The sequence below is a fragment of the Thermomonospora umbrina genome (assembly GCF_003386555.1).
GTDB lineage: Bacteria > Actinomycetota > Actinomycetes > Streptosporangiales > Streptosporangiaceae > Thermomonospora > Thermomonospora umbrina.
Genome location: NZ_QTTT01000001.1, coordinates 373,162 through 391,957, shown reverse-complemented (window position 1 = coordinate 391,957; position 18,796 = coordinate 373,162). Strand labels below are relative to the sequence as shown.

Genomic DNA, 18,796 nt, shown 5'->3' with positions numbered 1-18,796 from the left:
GGGTCCGACTCGCTGAGCGCCGCGTCGGTTCCCGCCGGTCGACCAGGGTAATACGCGACCGAAACGGTCGGCGGACGATCCACCGAGCGTGCCCGCCCGGGCACCCGTGGTGAAGGGCCCCGGGGGATTCATCGGAGAATGGCGGGAAATGTCGCCGGGTGCTGATTAATCGTTGGTTCAATTCCCGGACGGTGCCCGGTGCGGGTCCCTAACCTCGGTCCGCAGTAATTCCGTGGATCTCGCGAGGAGCCCGTCCCATGCCGCAGAAAGCCCCGCCGGCCGCCGTGCTCGAGCGGCGCTACCGCGACCTCGTCCGGTTGGCGTACCTCGTCCTTCCGGGGAAGGGGAAAAGGATCTACCGGATGGCGGTCGCGCAGCGGATCGTCGACGGCGAGTTCCCGCTGGTCGGGAACCGCGCCGCCCGACCCGGCGGCCGCTACTCCTACGCCCGGACGCGCACCCGCGTGCTGCGTCGGGCGATGCGCCCGTCCTGGCGGCTGCGCATCGGGCTCGGTCCCTGGCTGCGCGGTCTGCCGACCGCGCTGCCCGACCCCGCGCTGACGCTGGCGCTGTCCGAGCTGGAGGCGCCGGTCCGCGTCGCCTACGTGCTGCGCGAGGTGGAGCGGATGCCGCGGTACGCGGTCCGCGACCAGCTCGTGGAGCTCGGGGTGACCGACGTGCCCGCCGTGCTCGAGGTCGCCGAGGCCGTCGGCGGCGTCGCCGAGCCGTCCGAGCGGTGCGCCGGGATGCCGGAGGACGTCTCCGTCCGCCAGGCGTACGACCGGGCCGTGCGTCGGCGCACCCGGCTGCCGATCGCGGTGGCCACCGCGCTGACCGTCGGTCTGGGCGGCACCGTCTTCGTGATGGAGACCGGCGGCGCGCCCGCCCCGGCCGAGGCCCGCCAGGGTCGGCTGGTCACGGCGCCCGTACGCGACTGGGCCCGCGCGCCGCGCACGCTCGACGTGTGGCCGGCGCGCGGCGAACTGGCCGGCGACCGGCTGTTCACCGGCCGCGCGCTCGCCACCTGGTCGCAGGGCGCCGGCCGGGGCACGAACCCGCAGTTGCTGTTCGCCGGGCGCATCAAGGGCGTTCCGACCGCGCTGCTGCGACACGGCGACCGCGTGGCCCGCTACACCGAGCCCGCCCGGACGCTGGAGACCCTGCCGTCGGCAGGCCGCGACGCGACCATGCCCCTGGCGCTGGGCAAGGGCTACTACCTGCTGCCGCCGTGGACCACCCAGGCCCACGCGCCGGACGGCGAACGGGCCGGTCTCGACGACGGCGCGGCAGGGCCCTTCACCGTCGACACCTCGTGCGGCCGGGGGCCGCTGCTGCGGCTCACCGACGCCGAGGGCTCGGCGATGCTGGCCCAGTTGGGCGGCCCGGTCCCGGCGTCCGTCAGCTACCGCCCCTCCACCGGTCCCGAGCCCCGGCCCGTGACGCCGGACTCGGCGGGGCTGCGGGTGTGGAAGCGGCTGAGCTGCGCGCTGCCCGCCGCGTCCCGTCCCGTGACCCGGGCCGTGGCCTGGGAGTTCTGGGCGGGCCGCCTCCCGGAGCAGGCACGCCCCGCCCGGTGGGTCTGCACTCGGTTCACCTACGCCGACGGCGGCACGTCCGCCAGGGCCACGCTGATCGAGCCCGGCGGCAGGCACCATGACGCCGGCGTCTGCGACGCCGAGCGCCCGGTCAGCGGCCTGTGGTGGCGTTCCCCCGCCGAACGCTGGTACTACGTGGCCGCCGGCGCACCCGGCCTCGTCCCGCACGCCGAGGGCCCGGTACGCCGCGCCGGTGTGAACGACGGCCTGCTGGTGGCCACCGGCCCCAGGCCGAAGCGACGCCCCACGGCCCCGGTGACCCTGACCGCCCGCACGTCCTGACGAGGCGCCCCCTCGCCCCGACGTCGGCCCGGCCGATCGCGTCGCCCTCCAGGCGGCGCGAGCCCCGGGGCGGTCCGGCCTCCCGGTCGGTGACCGCTCACGGGGATCGGGCACACTGGGTGCGCCGAACACGGTTCGGGAACTCCGTGCGGTGGTCGTCGGGTGGAGAGGGGTCATGGGATGAGCGCGTCGAGGCGGGGTCCGCTGTCGGGGGTCCGGGTGATCGAGCTGGCCGGCATCGGACCCGGGCCGTTCGCCGCCATGCTGTTGGCGGACCTGGGCGCGGAGGTCGTTCGGGTGGACCGTGTGTCGGCGGCGCTGCCCGCCGGGTCCGGCGCGACGAGCACCGACTTCACCAACCGGGGCAAGCGCTCCATCGCCGTCGACCTCAAGAACGAGAAGGGCCGGCAGGTCGTGCTGCGCCTGGTCGAGCAGGCCGACGCGCTGCTGGAGGGGTTCCGGCCCGGGGTCACCGAGCGGCTCGGGCTGGGCCCCGACGACTGCCTGGCCGCCAACCCGCGGCTCGTCTACGGGCGGATGACCGGCTGGGGCCAGGAGGGCCCGCTGTCGCAGAGCGCGGGGCACGACATCGGCTACATCGCCGTCACCGGGGCGCTGCACGCGATCGGCCGGGCCGGCGGACCCCCGCAGGTCCCGCTGAACCTGCTGGGAGACTTCGCCGGCGGCAGCATGTACCTGGTGGTGGGCATGCTCGCCGCGCTGCTGGAGGCCAAGACGAGCGGGCGCGGCCAGGTGGTGGACGCCGCCATCGTGGACGGCACCGCGCATCTGACCACGTTCATCCACGGCTTCCTGGCGGGCGGGCTGTGGTCCGACGAGCGGGGCGTCAACATGCTCGACACCGGCGCGCCCTGGTACGACGTGTACGAGACCGCCGACGGCCGGCACGTGGCCGTCGGCGCGATCGAGCCCCAGTTCTACGCCGAGTTCCTGCGGCGGCTCGGGCTGGAGGGCGACGGCGACCTGCCCGGCCAGCACGACCGGGAGGGTTGGCCCCGGCTACGGGAGCGGTTCGCGGCGGCGTTCAAGGCCCGGACGCGCGACGAGTGGGCCGAGGTCTTCCTGCCCGGCGACGCCTGCGTGGCCCCGGTGCTGTCGATGCGGGAGGCCGCCGAGCACCCGTACAACACGGCGCGGGACGTCTTCGTCGAGGACGGCGGGCATCCGCAGCCCGCGCCCGCGCCGCGCTTCTCCAGGACGCCGGGCGCGATCGACGGCGTTCCGGCGCTGCCCGGGCGGGACACCCGCGCCGTGCTGGAGGACTTCGGCTTCACCGACGTGGACGAGCTGCTCGCCGAGGGGGCCGTCGCGCAGGGCTGACCTCCGGGCCCCACGGGCCCGTGCGGCACACTCTGACGGAACGTCGTTCGGTCAGGAGGTCGCTCAGGTGAACCCCGTGGAGCCCGTCGCGCCGGTGCCGTCGCCCATGCACGGAACGGTCGAGAGCGTCGAGGTGGCCGAGGGCCAGAAGGTCGCCGCGGGCGCGCCGCTGGTCGTCCTCGAGGCGATGAAGATGCAGCACGTCGTGGCGGCCCCCACGGCGGGCCTGGTCACCCGGCTGAACGTCGCCGTCGGGGACACGGTCGCCGAGGGCGACGCGCTCGTCCACCTGGAGCCCGCCGACGGCGAGGCGGCCGAACCCGTGGCCGCGCCGCCGGAGGACGTGGAGGACGGCACGGTGCGCGCCGATCTCGCCGAGGTGATCCGCCGCCACGAGATCGGCCTCGACGCCGCCCGCCCCGAGGCCGTGGCACGCCGCCACGGCACCGGACGCCGCACCGCCCGCGAGAACGTCGAGGACCTGTGCGACCCCGGCACGTTCACCGAGTACGGCGCGCTCACCGTCGCCGCGCAGCGCCGCCGTCGCCCGCTGGAGGAGCTGATCGAACGCACCCCGGCGGACGGGCTCGTGGCGGGTGTCGGCGACGTCGACGGGCGGCCCGCCGTGGTCCTGGCCTACGACTACACGGTGCTCGCCGGCACGCAGGGCGCGATGAACCACGCCAAGAAGGACCGCATGTTCGAAATGGCGGCCCGGCGGCGGCTGCCCGTCGTGCTGTTCGCCGAGGGCGGCGGCGGACGCCCCGGCGACACCGACACCCCCATGCTGTCCGGGCTCGACACGATGGCGTTCCACCTGTTCGCCCGGCTCAACGGACGGGTGCCGCTCGTGGGCATCGCGGCGGGTCGGTGCTTCGCGGGCAACGCCGCGCTGCTGGGCTGCTGCGACGTCGTCATCGCCACCGCCGACGCCAACATCGGCATGGGCGGCCCCGCGATGATCGAGGGCGGCGGGCTCGGGACGTACGCGCCCGAGGACATCGGCCCGATCTCCGTGCAGGCGTCCAACGGCGTGGTCGACCTGCCCGTCGCCGACGAGGCCGAGGCCGTCGCCGTGGCGCGCCGGTACCTGTCCTACTTCCGGGGGCCCGTCGAGGAGTGGTCCGCGCCCGACCCGGAACGGCTGCGGACGCTGATCCCCGAGGACCGCCGCCGGGTCTACGACGTGCGGGCCGTGATCGACGGACTCGCCGACACGGGTTCCGTGCTGGAGGTGCGGAGGGCCTTCGGCGCCGGGATCGTCACCGCCCTCGTCCGAATCGAGGGCCGTCCGCTCGGGCTCATCGCCAACGACCCCGGGCACCTCGGCGGCGCCATCGACCGCGACGCCGCCGACAAGGCCGCGCGGTTCCTCCAACTCTGCGACACCCACGGGCTGCCCGTGGTGTCCCTGTGCGACACCCCCGGGTTCATGGTCGGTCCGGACGCCGAGCAGACCGCCACCGTCCGGCACTTCGGCCGCCTCTTCGTCGCCGGCGCCCACCTGCGGGTGCCGCTGTGCATGGTCATCCTGCGCAAGGCGTACGGGCTGGGCGCGCAGACGATGGGCGGCGGAAGTCTGCGGGTGCCCGTCGCCACGGTCGCCTGGCCGACCGGGGAGCTGGGCGGCATGGGGTTGGAGGGGGCGGTGCGCCTCGGGTTCCGCAGGGAGCTGGAGGCCATCGCCGACCCCGCCGAACGACAGGCGGCCTTCGACGGGATCGTGGCCGCCGCCTACGAGATGGGCAGGGCGCTCAGCGTCGCGACGGTCTTCGAGATCGACGACGTCATCGACCCCGCGGACACCCGCCGGTGGATCACCGCCGCGTTCCGCGACGCCGCCCCGCCGGAGCCGGGAGGACGAGGGTTCATCGACACGTGGTGATTCCTCGACCCTCCGAGGGGTAGTGCCCTTCCACTGCCTCACCCCGAAGCGAGGGTACGTCGATGGGCCTGCTCCGATCAGCCGCCGGGCTGGTCCCCAGGGCCGCCGTGAACGCGGCGGCCCTGCCGGTGCGCGCCGCCCGCTCCCTGCCCACGCCGCCCCACCCGCCGCTCCCGTCGGTACCCTCGCTGCCGCACCCGCCGATGCCGTCGCTGTCGTCGCTGCCCCGCCCATCGTTGCCGCCGATGCCCAAGCCGCCGCGCCCGTCGCTGCCGTCGATGCCTCGCCCCCCGCTGCCGTCGATGCCCTCGCTTCCCCACCCGTCGCTGCCCCGGCCTCCGACGTTCGGCGTGACCCGGCTGCACGAGCGCGCCGAGGTGGCCAACCTCGTCGGGTCCCGTACCCAGCGACGCGTGTGGAGCCGGGACGGCCGCGCGTACGTCGAGGTCCGCGGGCTGCGGACCCGCGCCGACCGGCGCGCGCTGCAGGCCGTCCGCCGCGCGGTGCGCGCCCTCGACGGCGTCCGCTGGGCCGAGGTCAACGCGGTCACCGGCGAGCTCCTGGCGTCGTTCGACGAGGGGACGGTCTCCCTCGACCGGATCGTCGACGCGGTCGAGGGCGTGGAGACGGCCGAGCGCGCCGGGGAGACCGACGAGGAGTTCCCCGGGCACGGCCATCCCGCCGACCGGGCGCCGCTCACCGCCGAGGCGATCGCGCTGGCCTCCGACTGCACCGCGTTCGCGCTGGCCGCCACCGGCCGCGTCGTGCGCTGGCCCCGGCTGCCGCGCGGGTTCCGGGCCGCCGTGGCGCTGGTGGACGCGCAGCCGAGGCTGCGGCGGGAGCTGGAGGCCAGGCTCGGCGCGCACGGCGCCGACCTCGCCCTGTCCCTCGGCAACGCGGTCGTGCACGGCCTCACCCAGGAGCCCGGCTGTCTGGCCGTGGACGCCCTGTACCGCGCCGTCCTCCTCGGCGAGCTGGCCGAACGCCGCGCCGTGTGGTGCCGCCGCGAGGAGGACATGAGCGGGGCGGCGTTGCCGGCCGAGGGACTGCCGAGCACGCCCCGGCCCGTTCCGCTCGCGCGCGGGCCCATCGAGAAGTACGCCGACCGTTCGGCGGTCGCCTCGCTGATCGCCGCCGGGGGCGTCCTGGCGCTCGGCCGCGACCCCGGCGCGGCGGCGGACATGGTCTTGGCCGCGGTCCCCAAGGCGGCCAGGCTCGGACGCGAGGGCTTCGCCGCCACCCTCGGCCGGGGGCTCGGACGGGCGGGCGTCGTCCCGCTCCAGGGCGTCGCCTACCGTCGCCTCGACCGGATCTCCGCGGTCGTCCTGGACTCCGCCGTGCTGTGCGGCGACGGCCTTCAGATCCTGGACGCCGACGACGCCCCCGTCTGGCGGGTCGCCACCCGACTGCTGGCCGCCGACCCCGGGCTGCGGGAGCTGCCCGACGAGTACGGCCGGGTGCTGAGACGCCTCGACCCCGGCTCGCCCCTCGACCCCGAGGGGCTGCGGATGGAGGTGGTGGAGCCCGGCGGGAGGGTGCTCGGCGCGGTGCGCGTCGGCTGCCGCATCGACCCGCTGGCCGACGCGGTGCTGGCCGCCGCCCGCGAGAGCGGGGTCCGGGTGCTGCTGACCGAGCACGCCTCCGGCGCGGAACTGCTGTCGCTGGCCGACGACACCCTGTCCGTCGCCACCCCCTTGGCCGAACACGTCCGCGTGCTGCAATCCACGGGCGAGGGCGTGCTGGTCGCCACCGCCGGCAACGCGGAGGCCGCGCTCGCGGCCGACATCGGGGTGGCGGTGCTCGGCCCGTCGCCGGAGAGCCGCACCGAGTGCTGGGGCGCCGACCTCGTCTGCGGGCCCGGCCTCGAACAGCTCTGGCGGCTGCTCACCGCGATCGGCGTGGCCCGCCGGGCCAGCGAACGCGCCGTACGGCTCGCGCTGGGCGGCACCTCCCTCGCCGCGCTGCTCGTCCTCACCGGGCAGCGCCGCAGCTCGCAGCTCACCCTGAGCCCGGTCTACAGCGCGGCGCTGGTGTCGCTGGTCGGGGGTGTCCTGACGGCCCGCAGGGTGATCACCGCCCGCGCCCCGACACCGCTGCCCCGACTGCCCTGGCACGCGTTCGACGCCGACACCGCGCTCGAACGGGCCACCGCCCTGCGCCCCGAGGACGTCGCGCTGCGCGCCGCCCGGAACGGGCACGGCCCGCCCCGCCACGGCCCGGTGCGGACCCTGACCGAACCGGTCACCGGGCTGGCGGTCGCCGTCGGCCACGAGTTGCGCGACCCGCTGACCCCGGTGCTGGTGCTGGGCGCGGCGGCCTCCGCGATCGTCGGCTCCGGCGTGGACGCCGCGCTGGTCGGCGGGGTCATGGCGGGCAACGCGGTGATCAGCGGCGTGCAGCGGATGCGCGCCGAACGCGCGCTGAGCCGGCTCCTCCTCGGGCAGCGCCCCCCCGCCCGGCGGCTGCTGCCCGGCCACGAGCCGCCCCCGCTCGGCGACGACACCGTCGAGAACGGCTGGGAACGGATCCCCGCCGACGACCTCTACGTCGGCGACATCGTCGCGATCGGCCCGTCCGACGTCGTGCCCGCGGACGCCCGGCTGCTGGCCACCGAGGACCTGGAGGTCGACGAGGCCAGCCTGACCGGCGAGTCGCTGCCGGTGTCCAAGTCCACCGAGCCCGCGCCGGGCGCCGACCTGGCCGATCGGTCCTGCATGGTCTACGAGGGCAGCACCGTGCTGACCGGACACGCCCACGCGGTCGTGGTGGCCACCGGCGACGCGACCCAGGCGGGCCGGGCCGCCGCGATCGCCGGACGGGCGCCCGCCCCCGCCGGCGTGCAGGCCCAGTTGAACGAGCTGACCCGGCTGGCGCTGCCGGTGACCGGGTTGAGCGGTGTCATGGTCGGGGCGCTGGCCTTCGCCCGGGGCGTGTCCGTCCGGCAGGCGGTCTCCTCGGGCGTGTCGGTGGCCGTGGCGGCCGTCCCCGAGGGGCTGCCGCTGGTCGCGACCGTCGCCCAGCTCGCCGCCGCCCGCCGCCTGTCGCGCCGCAACGTGCTGGTCCGCACGTCCCGGACGCTGGGCACCATGGGGCGGGTCGACACGCTCTGCTTCGACAAGACCGGCACCCTCACCGAGGGCCGGCTGAAGGTCGTCCGGCTCGCCGGGCTCAGGGCGGGCGCCGAGCCGGACTCCCCGCTCGGCCGCCGCCTGCTCACCACCGCCGCCCGCGCCTGCCCGGAGGCCGACGGCGCCGCCGGGCTCCCACACGCCACCGACCGCGCGGTGGTCGAGGCCGCCCGGTCGGCGCTCGGCGAGGACGCGGGCTGGCGGCTCGTCCACGAGACCCCGTTCGAGCCCAGCCGCGGGTACGCCGCCGCGACCGGCATGGTCGCCAAGGGCGCGGGCGAGGCGCCGTTCGTCGCCGTCAAGGGCGCGCCCGAGGTGGTGCTGCCGCGCTGCGACCGGGTGGTGTCCGGGACGACCACCCGACCGCTGACCGAGGCGCGCCGCGAGGAGGCGCGCCGCGCCGTCCGTCGGCTGGCCGAGGACGGGCTGCGGGTGCTGGCGGTCGCGCAGGCGCACCCGGACGAGGCGGACCTCGCCGAGGCGGAGAAGCTCGCCGAGACCGCCGAGCTGGCGCTGGTCGGGTTCCTCGGCATCGCCGACGCGCCCCGCGCGGACGCGCCCGCCGCCATCGAACGCCTCACCCGCGCCGGCATCAGGGTCGTCATGATCACCGGCGACCATCCGGCCACCGCCCAGGCGGTCGCCGCCGACCTCGGCATCCCCGCCCCCGACCGGGTGCTCACCGGCGCGGAGCTCGACCGCCTCGGCGACAAGGAGCGCACCGCCAAGGTCTCGCGGACCTCGGTGTTCGCCCGGGTCAGCCCCGAGCACAAGGTCCGCATCGTGCAGTCCCTGCAGCGGGCCGGGCGGACGGTGGCGATGACCGGCGACGGGGCCAACGACGCCGCCGCCATCCGGCTCGCCGACGTGGGCATCGGGCTCAGCACGGGCGACTCGCGGGCCGCCCAGTCGGCCGCCGACCTGATCCTGCGCGGCGGCGACCTGCCCGCCATCGTGGAGGCGCTGCTGGAGGGCCGGGCGCTGTGGGAGAGCGTCCGCAACGCGGTGTCGATCCTGGTCGGCGGCAACGCGGGCGAGGTCGCCTTCACCGTGTACGGCACCGCGATCGGCGGCCGGGCCCCGCTGTCCACCCGGCAACTGCTGCTGGTCAACACGCTCACCGACATGCTGCCCGCCCTGGCCGTCGCGCTGGCCCCGCCGTCCGGGAACGGCGAGTCCGACGAGACCGGCCCCGCCGCGCCGCCCGTCCGGAGCGGCCCGCTCGCCGATCCGCTGCACGAGGCCATCGCGCTGCGCGGCGCGGTCACCGCGCTCGGCTCGATCCTGGCCTGGCACGGCGGACGGCTGACCGGGCGCGGCCGGCGCGCCTCGACGATGGCGCTGGCCGCCCTGGTGCTCACCCAACTCGTGCAGACCCTGCAGGCCGGCTGGCGGAGCCCCGCGGTCCTGGCCACCTGCGCCGTCTCGGTGCTGGTGCTGGCCGCCGTGATCGAGACCCCCGGGGTCAGCCACTTCTTCGGCTGCACCCCCCTGGGCCCGGCCGCCTGGGGCCTGGTGGCCGCCTCCGCCGCCGTGGCCGCCGTCGCCTCCCTGGCGGGCCCCCGCGTGCTGCGCTCCCTGTCCCTGGTCCGCGAACGCGAGCCCGCCCGCCCCACCGCCTGACCGCGTTCTGACCCTCCGTGCGGGCGAAACGTCGGTTTCGCGAAGTTGCTGGTCGTCCGTGTGCCCGCCCGGTACGGTTTCGCCGCGGCCCAAGTGATCATGGCCGCCCGGTGGCTCCCTGGAGGTCTCGTGGACAACCCGCCCCCCGCCCCGCCCCCCGGCGGGTCCACACCCGGCGGGAACCCCCACGGCGTCCCCCCACCCGACGCCCACCGGGCCACCCCACTCCCCGCCGACCCGCCCCCACCACCCCCCTCCGCCGGCCCGGCCCCCGCCGCCCCCCTCTCCTCGGGCCCGCCTCCACCACCGCCCGGCCCGGCACCGGGCGCCGCCCCACCGCCCGCCGGCGCGTTCCCGCCCCCACCATCGCCAGGCCCCCCACCCGGCAACGCGTCCTCGTGGTCTGGCGCGCCGTCGGGTGGGTCTTCGCCTCTGGGCGGTGGTTCGCCGTTCCCGTCGGGGTCGCCGCTCGGGGGTGGGTTTTCGCCTCCGCATGGTGGTCCGCCTTTGCAGGGTTCGTCGTTTGGCGGGCCGCCTGGGGGGTCGGCGGGTGGAGGGTTCTCGCCGGGGGGTGGGCCGTCGGTGCCGATGGTGGTGGTGGCGGTGTTGGTCGCGGTGGGGTTGGTGGTCGGGGTGGCGGTCTTCCTGCTCGGGGGAGGTGGTGGGGGAGGGCAGGGGTGTCGGGATGGGGGTGTCACCCTCAACGTCATGACGTCTCCGGAGAAGGAGGGCGTCCTTCGCAAGGCGGCCGAGGAGTACTCCGGTCGTGAGGTCGATGGGGAATGCGCCGCGGTGGCCGTACGGGGGAAGTCGTCCGGTGAGGCGATGAGTGCGCTGGCGCGGGGGTGGGACGCGCGGGTCGACGGGGTGCAGCCCGATGTCTGGTCGCCGGCGAGTTCCGGTTGGGTGGCGTTGCTGCGGCATCGGCTGAGTCAGGGCGAGCGCGATGCGGACCTGGTGCCCGATGAGACCCCGGGTGTGGCGATGGCGCCGCTCGTCATCGCGATGCCGCGACCCATGGCGCAGGCGCTCGGTTGGCCCGCCAGGCCGCTGGGCTGGGAGGACGTGGTGCGGCTGGCGCGGGACCCGCGAGGGTGGGCCGCCCACGGGCATCCCGAGTGGGGGGAGTTCCGGCTCGGCAAGACCAACCCCAACTTCTCGACCTCCGGGTTGAACGCCACGGTGGGCGTGTACTTCGCCGCCGCCGGTAAACAGAACGGTCTGTCGGCGGCCGACCTCCAGCGGTCGAACGTGCAGGCCGGCGTGCGGGGTGTGGAGAACTCGGTCGTGCATTACGGCGACACCACCCTGACGTTCCTCGAAGGGCTGCGCCGTGCCGACGCCGAGGGGGCGGGCCTGTCGTACGTCTCGGCCGTCGCGGTCGAGGAGATGTCGGTGCACCACTACAACCAGGGCAACCCCACGGGCAACCCCGCCGAGGCCGGAAGGAACCCCAAGCCCAGGACGCCGCTCGTGGCCGTCTATCCCAAAGAGGGCACGCTGATGTCCGACCACCCGTACGTCAGGCTGCGCACCATCGCCGCCACCAAGAAGCGGAGGGTCGCCGAGGACTTCCTCCGGTACCTGCGGGGCCCCGAGGTGCAGGGCGAGTTCGCCCGCAACGGCTTCCGGGGCCATGACAACCGGGCCGGGCCGCTCCTCACGCAGGCGAACGGGCTGCTGCCGGACCACCCGAAGCGGGTGATCGCGCCGCCCGCGCCCGACGTGCTGGACCGGGTGCTGGTCGGCTGGGAGTCGCTGCGCAAGCGGGCCAACGTGCTGTTCCTCGTGGACGTGTCGGGCTCGATGGCGGAGTCCGTGCCGGGCACGGGCCGCAACCGGATGCAGCTCGCCCGGCGCTCCCTCAACCGGGCCGTCGGGGACTTCGTCGGGGTCGACCGCGTCGGGCTGTGGGAGTTCTCCTCCAACCTGGCGGGCCGGATCGACCACCGCGCGCTCGTCCCCATCGACGCGATGCGAACGCCCGGCCATCGGCGGCGTCTCAGGAACCGGATCGGCGCGCTGCGCCCGCGCGGCGACACCGGTCTGTACGACAGCACCCTGGCCGCGTTCGAGCACGTCAAGGTCCGCAGGCGGGCGGGGGCGATCAACTCGGTGGTGGTGCTGACCGACGGACGCAACGACGACCCCGGCGGCGGGCTGTCCCTGCAGGCGCTGCTGCCCGAGCTGGCCGACGGGAGCGGCGTGCGGGTCTTCACCATCGCCTATGGCGCGGGGGCCGACGGCGGCGCGCTCAAGCGGATCTCCGAGGCCACCGACGCGACCGCCTACAACGCCGCCGACCCTGCCGCCCTGGACAGGGTTCTGACCCAGGTGGTCTCGAATTTCTGAACGCGGGGACCGTTGCGGCCAACGCCCCGCGCACCTAGGCTCCCCGGGCGAGCAGCCGCCTGGCGAACGGAGCCCCCATGCCGCGCGGGATCTATCTGATCCAGGAGATCGAGTTCCCCCGGGCGGACACGACCGGGCAGGAGGAGCCCCCGACCCGTCACCGCCGCGAGGGTGTCGATCTGCTCGGCGCGTTCGCCGAGGTCGGCGTCGCCGGGAATCCGCCGTCCCGGGCGATCGCCCTGTGGCACTGCGAGGGCGGCTGGGCCGGTGGCTGGCGCCGGATGATCGACGGCTCACCCGGGTTCGGCGGTCTCGGGTCCCCCCGGCCGCTCGGCGAGGCCCCCGGGAGCCCCTGCCTCGCCGACCTGGTCGCCGAGGGCTACGCCGCACCGCTCTACCTGATGGAGATCGCCACCGTGCGTCCCGGGTGCGCCCTGGACTATCTGGAGGCCGTCCAGAAGGAGTACGCGCCGCTCCTGGCCGAGCACGGACATCGCCTCGTCGGGGCGTACGAGGTCCAGTTCCGCGACGACGAGACGGTCACGCTGTGGGGCACCGACGCGGACGCGCACGTGGCCCTGCAGCGGTCGCGGGACGCGGCGCTCGGCCTGGACGACGAGGCCGTGCCCGACCATCGGCTGCTCGTCTGGCGCAAGCGGGCCCTGGCGTATCTGGACGGGTCCCGGCGCGAGCGACCGATGAGCCCGTTCCCCGGCTCAAAACTCGCGCCGTAGGGTTGTCACCCAGCGCCAAGATCGGCCCACGTGGTGGCCCCGATGCGCGAGTTTTACTACCGTGCGTGCCGGAGGTGCCGCGAATGCCGGAGTTCTCAGTGGTCCTGCGCGGCTACGACCCGCAACAGGTCGACGATGTGGTGGCCCAGCTCGAGGGCACGCTCGGCCGTGCCCCGTTGAGGGGCGCGCCGATCACCCTCAAGCATCTGGGTTGGACGAGCTTCGACGTCGTCATGCGCGGCTACGACCGGTTCGAGGTGGACGGCGCGATGCGCCGCTACCGCCGGGAGCTGGCCGCGCTCGAAGGGGTCGCCCTGACCGACGACGAGCCCGACGGTGGACTCGACTTCATCCTGGGCGGCGGCGGTGAGGCCGACGGTCTCGTCGGCGCCCGCGCCTACGGCGTTCCCGTCGCCGACGGAGGCGCGGTCAGGCCCGGCGGCGGCCCGATCGTCGTGCCCGAGGAGCTGCTCGACGAGGTGCGGCACGAGCACCGCCTGGTGGTGCGGTGGCGCGGCTACGACCGCGCCCAGGTCGAGCACTTCCTCGTCCGCGTCTGGGCGCGGCTGGGCCATCGCTCCATGGACGTGTACGGCCTGGAGCCGGCCCCCATCGAGAACTGGGAGTTGGGCGCGCCGATGTTCGACGTGGTGCTGCGCGGGTACGCGGTGCGCACCGTCGACGAGGTGGTGGAGCGCTACCGGGCCGCACTCCTGGGGCGGTGAGGCGTCAGCCGCCGTCCCGCTTGCGGCGCTTGACCGTCACCCCGCCCCAGAAGGAGAACCCGCCGACCACCACCCGGGGAGCCCCGGGCGCGCCCGGGCCGGTGGCCTTGTCGTCGAACGCCCCCATGATGCCGATGCCCCGCACCGTGACGTCGAGGTCGTCCGGGACGAGCACGTCGATGCCGCCCATGATGGCGAACGCGTTGACGCGCAGCTCCGGCTCGCTGAACCGGGCGTCGCGGAGGTCGATCGTCCCGCCGCCCCAGAAGGCGAGCCCGAGGAACCTGCGGGGCGCCGTCCACCGGCCCCGCCGTTTGAACTCGCTCATGATGGCGATGCCCGTGCGCGAGGTCGGCTCGCCGCCGACGATGCGCTGGTCGGGCGCCGCCACGTGCAGGGTCGGGGAGTCGGGGCCCGCCGGAAGGTCGCGGGTGAGCGGCTCCAGCTCGCCGTAGGTGCGGGCCGTGTAGGCGACGGTGAGCCGTTCGTCGAGTTCCTCGAGGTTGAGGCGGCCGTCGCCGGCGGCCTCGCGCAGCGCCTGCGCGACGCGTTCGCGGTCGGCGTCGGACGCGCGCAGGTCCCGCGGGTCGGGGGAGACCCGGCGGTCGGGGAGGTCGTTCATGCCACCTACCGTAAAGCGATCAGGACGCCGGTTCGAGGCGTACGACGATGGACTTGGACGTCGGCGTGTTGCTGATGTCGGCGGTGCTGTCGAGCGGCACCAGCACGTTGGTCTCCGGGAAGTACGCCGCCGCGCAGCCCCGCGCCGTCGGATACGCCACGAGCCGGAACCCGGGGGCCCGACGATCGACGCCGTCCCGCCACTCGCTCACCAGGTCGACCGTCGCCCCGTCGGCCAGACCGAGGTCGGCGAGGTCGTCGGGATGCACGAACACCACCCGCCGGCCGCCGCGGACGCCCCGGTACCGGTCGTCCATGCCGTAGATGGTGGTGTTGTACTGGTCGTGGCTGCGCACCGTCTGGAGCAGCAGCCGGCCCTCCGGGACCCGCAGCACCTCCAGGTCGTTCACGGTGAGGCGGGCGCGTCCGCCGGCGGTGGGGAACTCGCGGCGGTCGCGCGGGGCGTGCGGCAGGACGAACCCGCCGGGCTCGCGGATCCGACGGTTGAAGTCGGCGAAGCCCGGCACCACCCGCGCGATGTGGGACCGGATCACGTCGTAGTCGCGCTCCATGCCCGCCCAGTCGAAGCCGGCCAGGCCCATCGCCCGTCCCAGCCGGCAGACGATGGCGACCTCCGACAGCAGGTCGCGGGAGGCCGGGGCCAGCCGTCCGCGCGAGGCGTGGACCATGCCCATCGAGTCCTCGACCGACACGAACTGCGGGCCCGAGCCCTGCACGTCGGTCTCGGTGCGGCCCAGCGTCGGCAGGATCAGCGCCCGCCGCCCGGTCACCGTGTGCGAGCGGTTCGGCTTGGTGGACACGTGCGCGGTCAGCCGGCACGACCGCATGGCAGCCTCCGTCACCGTCGAGTCGGGTGTGGCGCGCACGAAGTTGCCGCCCATCCCGACGAACACCTTGACGAGGCCGTCGCGCATCGCCTCGATGGTCCGCACCGTGTCGAGGCCGTGCTCACGGGGCGGCGCGAACCCGAACTCGCCGGCCAGCGCGTCCAGGAACGCGGGGGAGGGCCGTTCGACGATGCCCATCGTCCGGTCGCCCTGCACGTTGGAGTGACCCCGCACCGGGCACACGCCCGCGCCGCGACGGCCGATGTTGCCGCGCAGCAGCAGGAAGTTGACGACCTCGCGGATGGTGGGGACGGCGTTGCGGTGCTGGGTGAGTCCCATCGCCCAGCACACGATGATCCGGTCGGCGCGCAGGACGTCGTCGAGGGTGGTGTCGATCTCCTCGCGGGACAGGCCCGTGGCGGCCAGGACGTCGTCCCAGTCGAGCCCCCGCAGGTGCTCGGTCAGCTCCGGAAGGCCCACGGCGTGCGCGTCGAGGAACGCGTGGTCGACGGCGTCGCGGTCCAGCAGCATCCGGTTGAGCGCCTGGAACAGCGCCAGGTCCCCGTTCAGCCTGATCTGCAGGAACCGGTCGGCCAGCGCGGTGCCCCGCCCCGCCAGGCCGGACACGCGCTGCGGGTTCTTGAAGCGGAGCAGCCCGGCCTCGGGCAACGGGTTGACGGCCACGATCCGCGCGCCGGACCGCTTGGCCCGCTCCAACGCCGCCAGCATCCGGGGGTGGTTGGTGCCCGGGTTCTGTCCGACGACGAGGATGAGGTCGGCCTCGTGCAGGTCCTCCAGCAGCACCGAGCCCTTGCCCACGCCCAGCGTCTCGGTGAGCGCGGAACCGGACGACTCGTGGCACATGTTGGAGCAGTCCGGCAGGTTGTTGGTGCCGAACGCGCGGGCGAGGAGCTGGTAGACGAACGCCGCCTCGTTGCTCGTACGGCCCGAGGTGTAGAACGCGGCCTCGTCGGGGGAGCCGAGCGCGTTCAGCTCCTCGGCCAGGACGCCGAACGCCTCGTCCCACGAGATCGGCTCGTACCGGTCGGAGCCCTCCCGCCGCACCATCGGCTCGGTCAGCCGGCCCTGCTGCCCGAGCCAGTGATCGGAGCGCTCGGCCAGCTCGTCGATCGTGTGCCGGGCGAAGAACTCGCGGGTGACCCTCCGGGTGGTGGCCTCCTCCGCGACGGCCTTGGCCCCGTTCTCGCAGAACTCCGCCACGTGCCGGCGGTCGCCCTCCGGCCAGGCACAGCCGGGGCAGTCGAAGCCCTTGCGCTGGTTGACGCGGAGCAGGGTGAGCGCGGTACGGCGGACGCCCATCTGCTCCCACGACTGCCGGAGCGCTGCCGTCACCCCCGGCATCCCCGCCGCGTACTCCTCGGGCGGCGACACCTCCGGCGCGGAGGCGCCCGGGTCGCCGGGATCGCCAGGGTCGTCGGTCGGCGCGTGGCGGCTCATGGCCCACCTCCCCCAAGGTCGCAGGCAGTGTGCCACAACATTGTGCCCCGGCGCGGGCGCGGGGCACCGCCTAGCGCCGCCTGGCCGCGTTGGGCCGCCCGCTGCAGGCGCTGATCAACGTGCGCCTGTAGCCCAAGGTCCGGGAGGCGGTCGAGGGCTTCCGCGCCTACATGACGGGGCTCCCGGAGACCCTGGCCGTGTTCGTCGTCTCCGGCGGCGACGACTTCATCGTCCAGGTGGCGGTGCGCGACACCGGCCATCTGCGGGACTTCGTGGTCGACCACGTGTCCCGGTACCGCAACATCGCCGACGTGCGGACGTCGATCATCTACGACCACATCCGCAAGACCGCGGTCGAGGCCCTGCCCGCGGAACGCCCCCGTCGCGGACGGTAGCCGACGGGCCCTCCGCCAAGATGGGGGGATGGGACGCGCGACGATCGAGGTGGACCGGACCCGGGTGATGGCGTACCGGGTGGAGGCGCACGGGCTGGACCGGCCGGTCGACGGGGAGCCCGCGGTGCTCGACCTGGGCGTGCAGGACACGCCCCCGGGCACCGCCGCGGTCGCCCTCGCGGCGCGCGGGTGGACCGCTCCCGAGGACGGCTCGACGGTGCTGACCTGGAGCACGCGCGGGGCTCCCCACCTGCATCGGCGCGCCGATCTGACGATGCTGGCGCGGGCGCTGTGGCCGCTGAGCGACGCGGACGCCACCGCCCGGATCTCGTCCGCCCGGATCAAGGAGGGCGCGGCGTCGGGGATCGCCGCGTTCCGCGCGGCGGCCGAGGCGATGCGCGAGGTCGTCACCGGCCCGATGCCCAAGGGCGAGGTCAGCCGGGCCGTCAGCGACCTGGTGCCGCCGGAGCTGACCTACGAGTGCGCGGCGTGCGCGGCGCGGCACATCTCCGGAGCCCTCTTCCAGCAGGTGGGGGCGGCGGCCGGCGTTCAGCTCGTTCCCGGCAGGGGCACCGTGCTCGCGCCGGTGGAGGGGAGCCCCGGGGTGCCGGCGGAGGCGTCGGGCACCGATCGCCTCATCGAGGCGTACCTGCGGCTGCTGGGGCCCGCCGCGCCCGCCGAGGCGGCGAAGTTCCTCGGCACCACCGTCACGGCGCTGCGTCCCGTCTGGCCGGAGGGCCTGACGGAGGTCCGGGTCGACGGCCTCTCCCGATGGCTGCCCGCCGACCGCCTGGCCGCTCTTCGCGATGCACCGCCGCCGCGCGGGGTACGGCTGTTGGCCGCCCACGACCCGTTCATGCAGGCCCGTGACCGCGACCTGCTGATCCCCGACAAGGCACGGCACAAGGCGGTGTGGCGGCCCCTGGGCAACCCGGGGGCGCTCCTGGCCGACGGGGAGATCAGGGGGACCTGGCGGGCGCGCATGGCCGGGCGCACACGGCTGGAGGTCACCGTCACGCCGTTCGAGCCTCTCGCCGCGTACACGCGCGCGGAGACCGAGGAGCAGGCCGCCCGGTCGGCGACCGCGCGGGGGGCCGCCGACACCAGGGTCCTGTGGGCCGACGACTAGCACATACCGACCGGTCGGTACCTGGCAGACTGGCGGAGACGGAGAGTCGACGGGGAGGGCGGGGTCTCGATGACCATGACCGGGAGGGCCGGGCGGGCGCGGGAGTCGGCGGTCGAGCGCCGCATCCTGGCCGCCGCGGTGCGACTGTTCGCCGAGAAGGGCTTCGACGGCACCTCCGTCCAGGAGATCGTGGACCGCGCCGAGGTGACCAAGGGCGGGCTGTACCACTACTTCGGCTCCAAACAGGACGTGCTGTACGAGATCTACCACTCGCTGATCACCCGGCAGCTCGCCGACCTGAAGCGGATCCTGGCCGCCGGACTCGACCCGGTCGCCACGGTCCGCGCCGTCATCACGGAGCTGGTCGTCTCCACCGCCGAGCACATCGACGAGGCCCAGGTGTTCTCCCGGGAGACGCACCGGCTCGACCGGGTCCGGACGGCCGCCGTCCGCGCCGACCGACGCCGCTACCACACGGCCTTCCGGGAGATCGTCGAGCGCGGCCTGCGGGACGGGGTGTTCGCGCCGGCCGCGCCCGCCGAGACGGTCACGCTGATCGTGTTCGGCCTGGTGAACGAGATGCCCCGCTGGTACCGCCCCGACGGACCCAAGCCCGCCGACCGCTTCGCCGGAGAGGTCGCCGACTTCGTGCTGGCCGCCCTCCGGCCGCGCTGAGGCCC

The 18,796-nt window shown here is 75.1% G+C and carries 11 protein-coding genes and 1 pseudogene; 10 read left to right on the top strand and 2 right to left on the bottom strand.

The features are described from left to right. The first annotated feature begins 257 nt into the window (after window positions 1-257). From DFJ69_RS01825 to DFJ69_RS01795, 7 genes are all read left to right on the top strand, one after another. Window positions 258-1,877, top strand: a complete 1,620-nt coding sequence (locus DFJ69_RS01825; RefSeq protein WP_116020860.1) for a hypothetical protein — start codon at window positions 258-260, stop codon at window positions 1,875-1,877. A 180-nt stretch (window positions 1,878-2,057) separates the two neighbouring features. Beyond that, entirely contained in the window at window positions 2,058-3,218 is a 1,161-nt protein-coding gene (locus DFJ69_RS01820; protein WP_116020859.1) for a CaiB/BaiF CoA transferase family protein, read from the top strand. A gap of 67 nt (window positions 3,219-3,285) precedes the next feature. After that, window positions 3,286-5,103 (top strand): carboxyl transferase domain-containing protein, encoded by a 1,818-nt coding sequence (locus DFJ69_RS01815; RefSeq protein WP_245973926.1) that lies wholly within the window; start codon window positions 3,286-3,288, stop codon window positions 5,101-5,103. A gap of 62 nt (window positions 5,104-5,165) precedes the next feature. Further along, a complete protein-coding gene (locus DFJ69_RS01810) occupies window positions 5,166-9,854 on the top strand; it encodes a cation-translocating P-type ATPase (RefSeq protein WP_116020858.1) in 4,689 nt (1,562 codons plus the stop codon). A 588-nt stretch (window positions 9,855-10,442) separates the two neighbouring features. Continuing rightward, a complete protein-coding gene (locus DFJ69_RS01805; protein WP_116020857.1) occupies window positions 10,443-12,206 on the top strand; it encodes a substrate-binding and VWA domain-containing protein in 1,764 nt (587 codons plus the stop codon). 77 nt (window positions 12,207-12,283) lie between these two features. Continuing rightward, window positions 12,284-12,940, top strand: a complete 657-nt coding sequence (locus DFJ69_RS01800) for a hypothetical protein (RefSeq protein WP_116020856.1) — start codon at window positions 12,284-12,286, stop codon at window positions 12,938-12,940. An 83-nt stretch (window positions 12,941-13,023) separates the two neighbouring features. Continuing rightward, a complete protein-coding gene (locus DFJ69_RS01795) occupies window positions 13,024-13,665 on the top strand; it encodes a DivIVA domain-containing protein (protein ID WP_116020855.1) in 642 nt (213 codons plus the stop codon). Window positions 13,666-13,669: 4 nt separating this feature from the next. Here DFJ69_RS01795 and DFJ69_RS01790 read toward each other — a convergent pair whose 3' ends face one another. Together DFJ69_RS01790 and DFJ69_RS01785 are read right to left on the bottom strand one after the other, a co-directional pair. After that, on the bottom strand, window positions 13,670-14,287 hold the full coding sequence (locus DFJ69_RS01790) for a DUF1707 SHOCT-like domain-containing protein (protein ID WP_116020854.1): 618 nt from the start codon (window positions 14,285-14,287) through the stop codon (window positions 13,670-13,672). 19 nt (window positions 14,288-14,306) lie between these two features. After that, window positions 14,307-16,592, bottom strand: a complete 2,286-nt coding sequence (locus tag DFJ69_RS01785) for an FdhF/YdeP family oxidoreductase (protein WP_116020853.1) — start codon at window positions 16,590-16,592, stop codon at window positions 14,307-14,309. A 158-nt stretch (window positions 16,593-16,750) separates the two neighbouring features. On the opposite strand from DFJ69_RS01785, the pseudogene DFJ69_RS01780 reads away from it, so the two are divergent. The 3 genes and pseudogenes from DFJ69_RS01780 to DFJ69_RS01770 all read left to right on the top strand — a co-directional run. Continuing rightward, window positions 16,751-16,987: pseudogene (locus DFJ69_RS01780) on the top strand (Lrp/AsnC ligand binding domain-containing protein); the annotation flags it as partial. A gap of 28 nt (window positions 16,988-17,015) precedes the next feature. Then, window positions 17,016-18,116 (top strand): DNA glycosylase AlkZ-like family protein, encoded by a 1,101-nt coding sequence (locus DFJ69_RS01775; protein WP_170177505.1) that lies wholly within the window; start codon window positions 17,016-17,018, stop codon window positions 18,114-18,116. A 69-nt stretch (window positions 18,117-18,185) separates the two neighbouring features. Next, complete coding sequence (locus tag DFJ69_RS01770) at window positions 18,186-18,791, top strand: TetR/AcrR family transcriptional regulator (protein ID WP_116020851.1); 606 nt, start codon at window positions 18,186-18,188, stop codon at window positions 18,789-18,791. The last annotated feature ends 5 nt before the right edge of the window (window positions 18,792-18,796 follow it).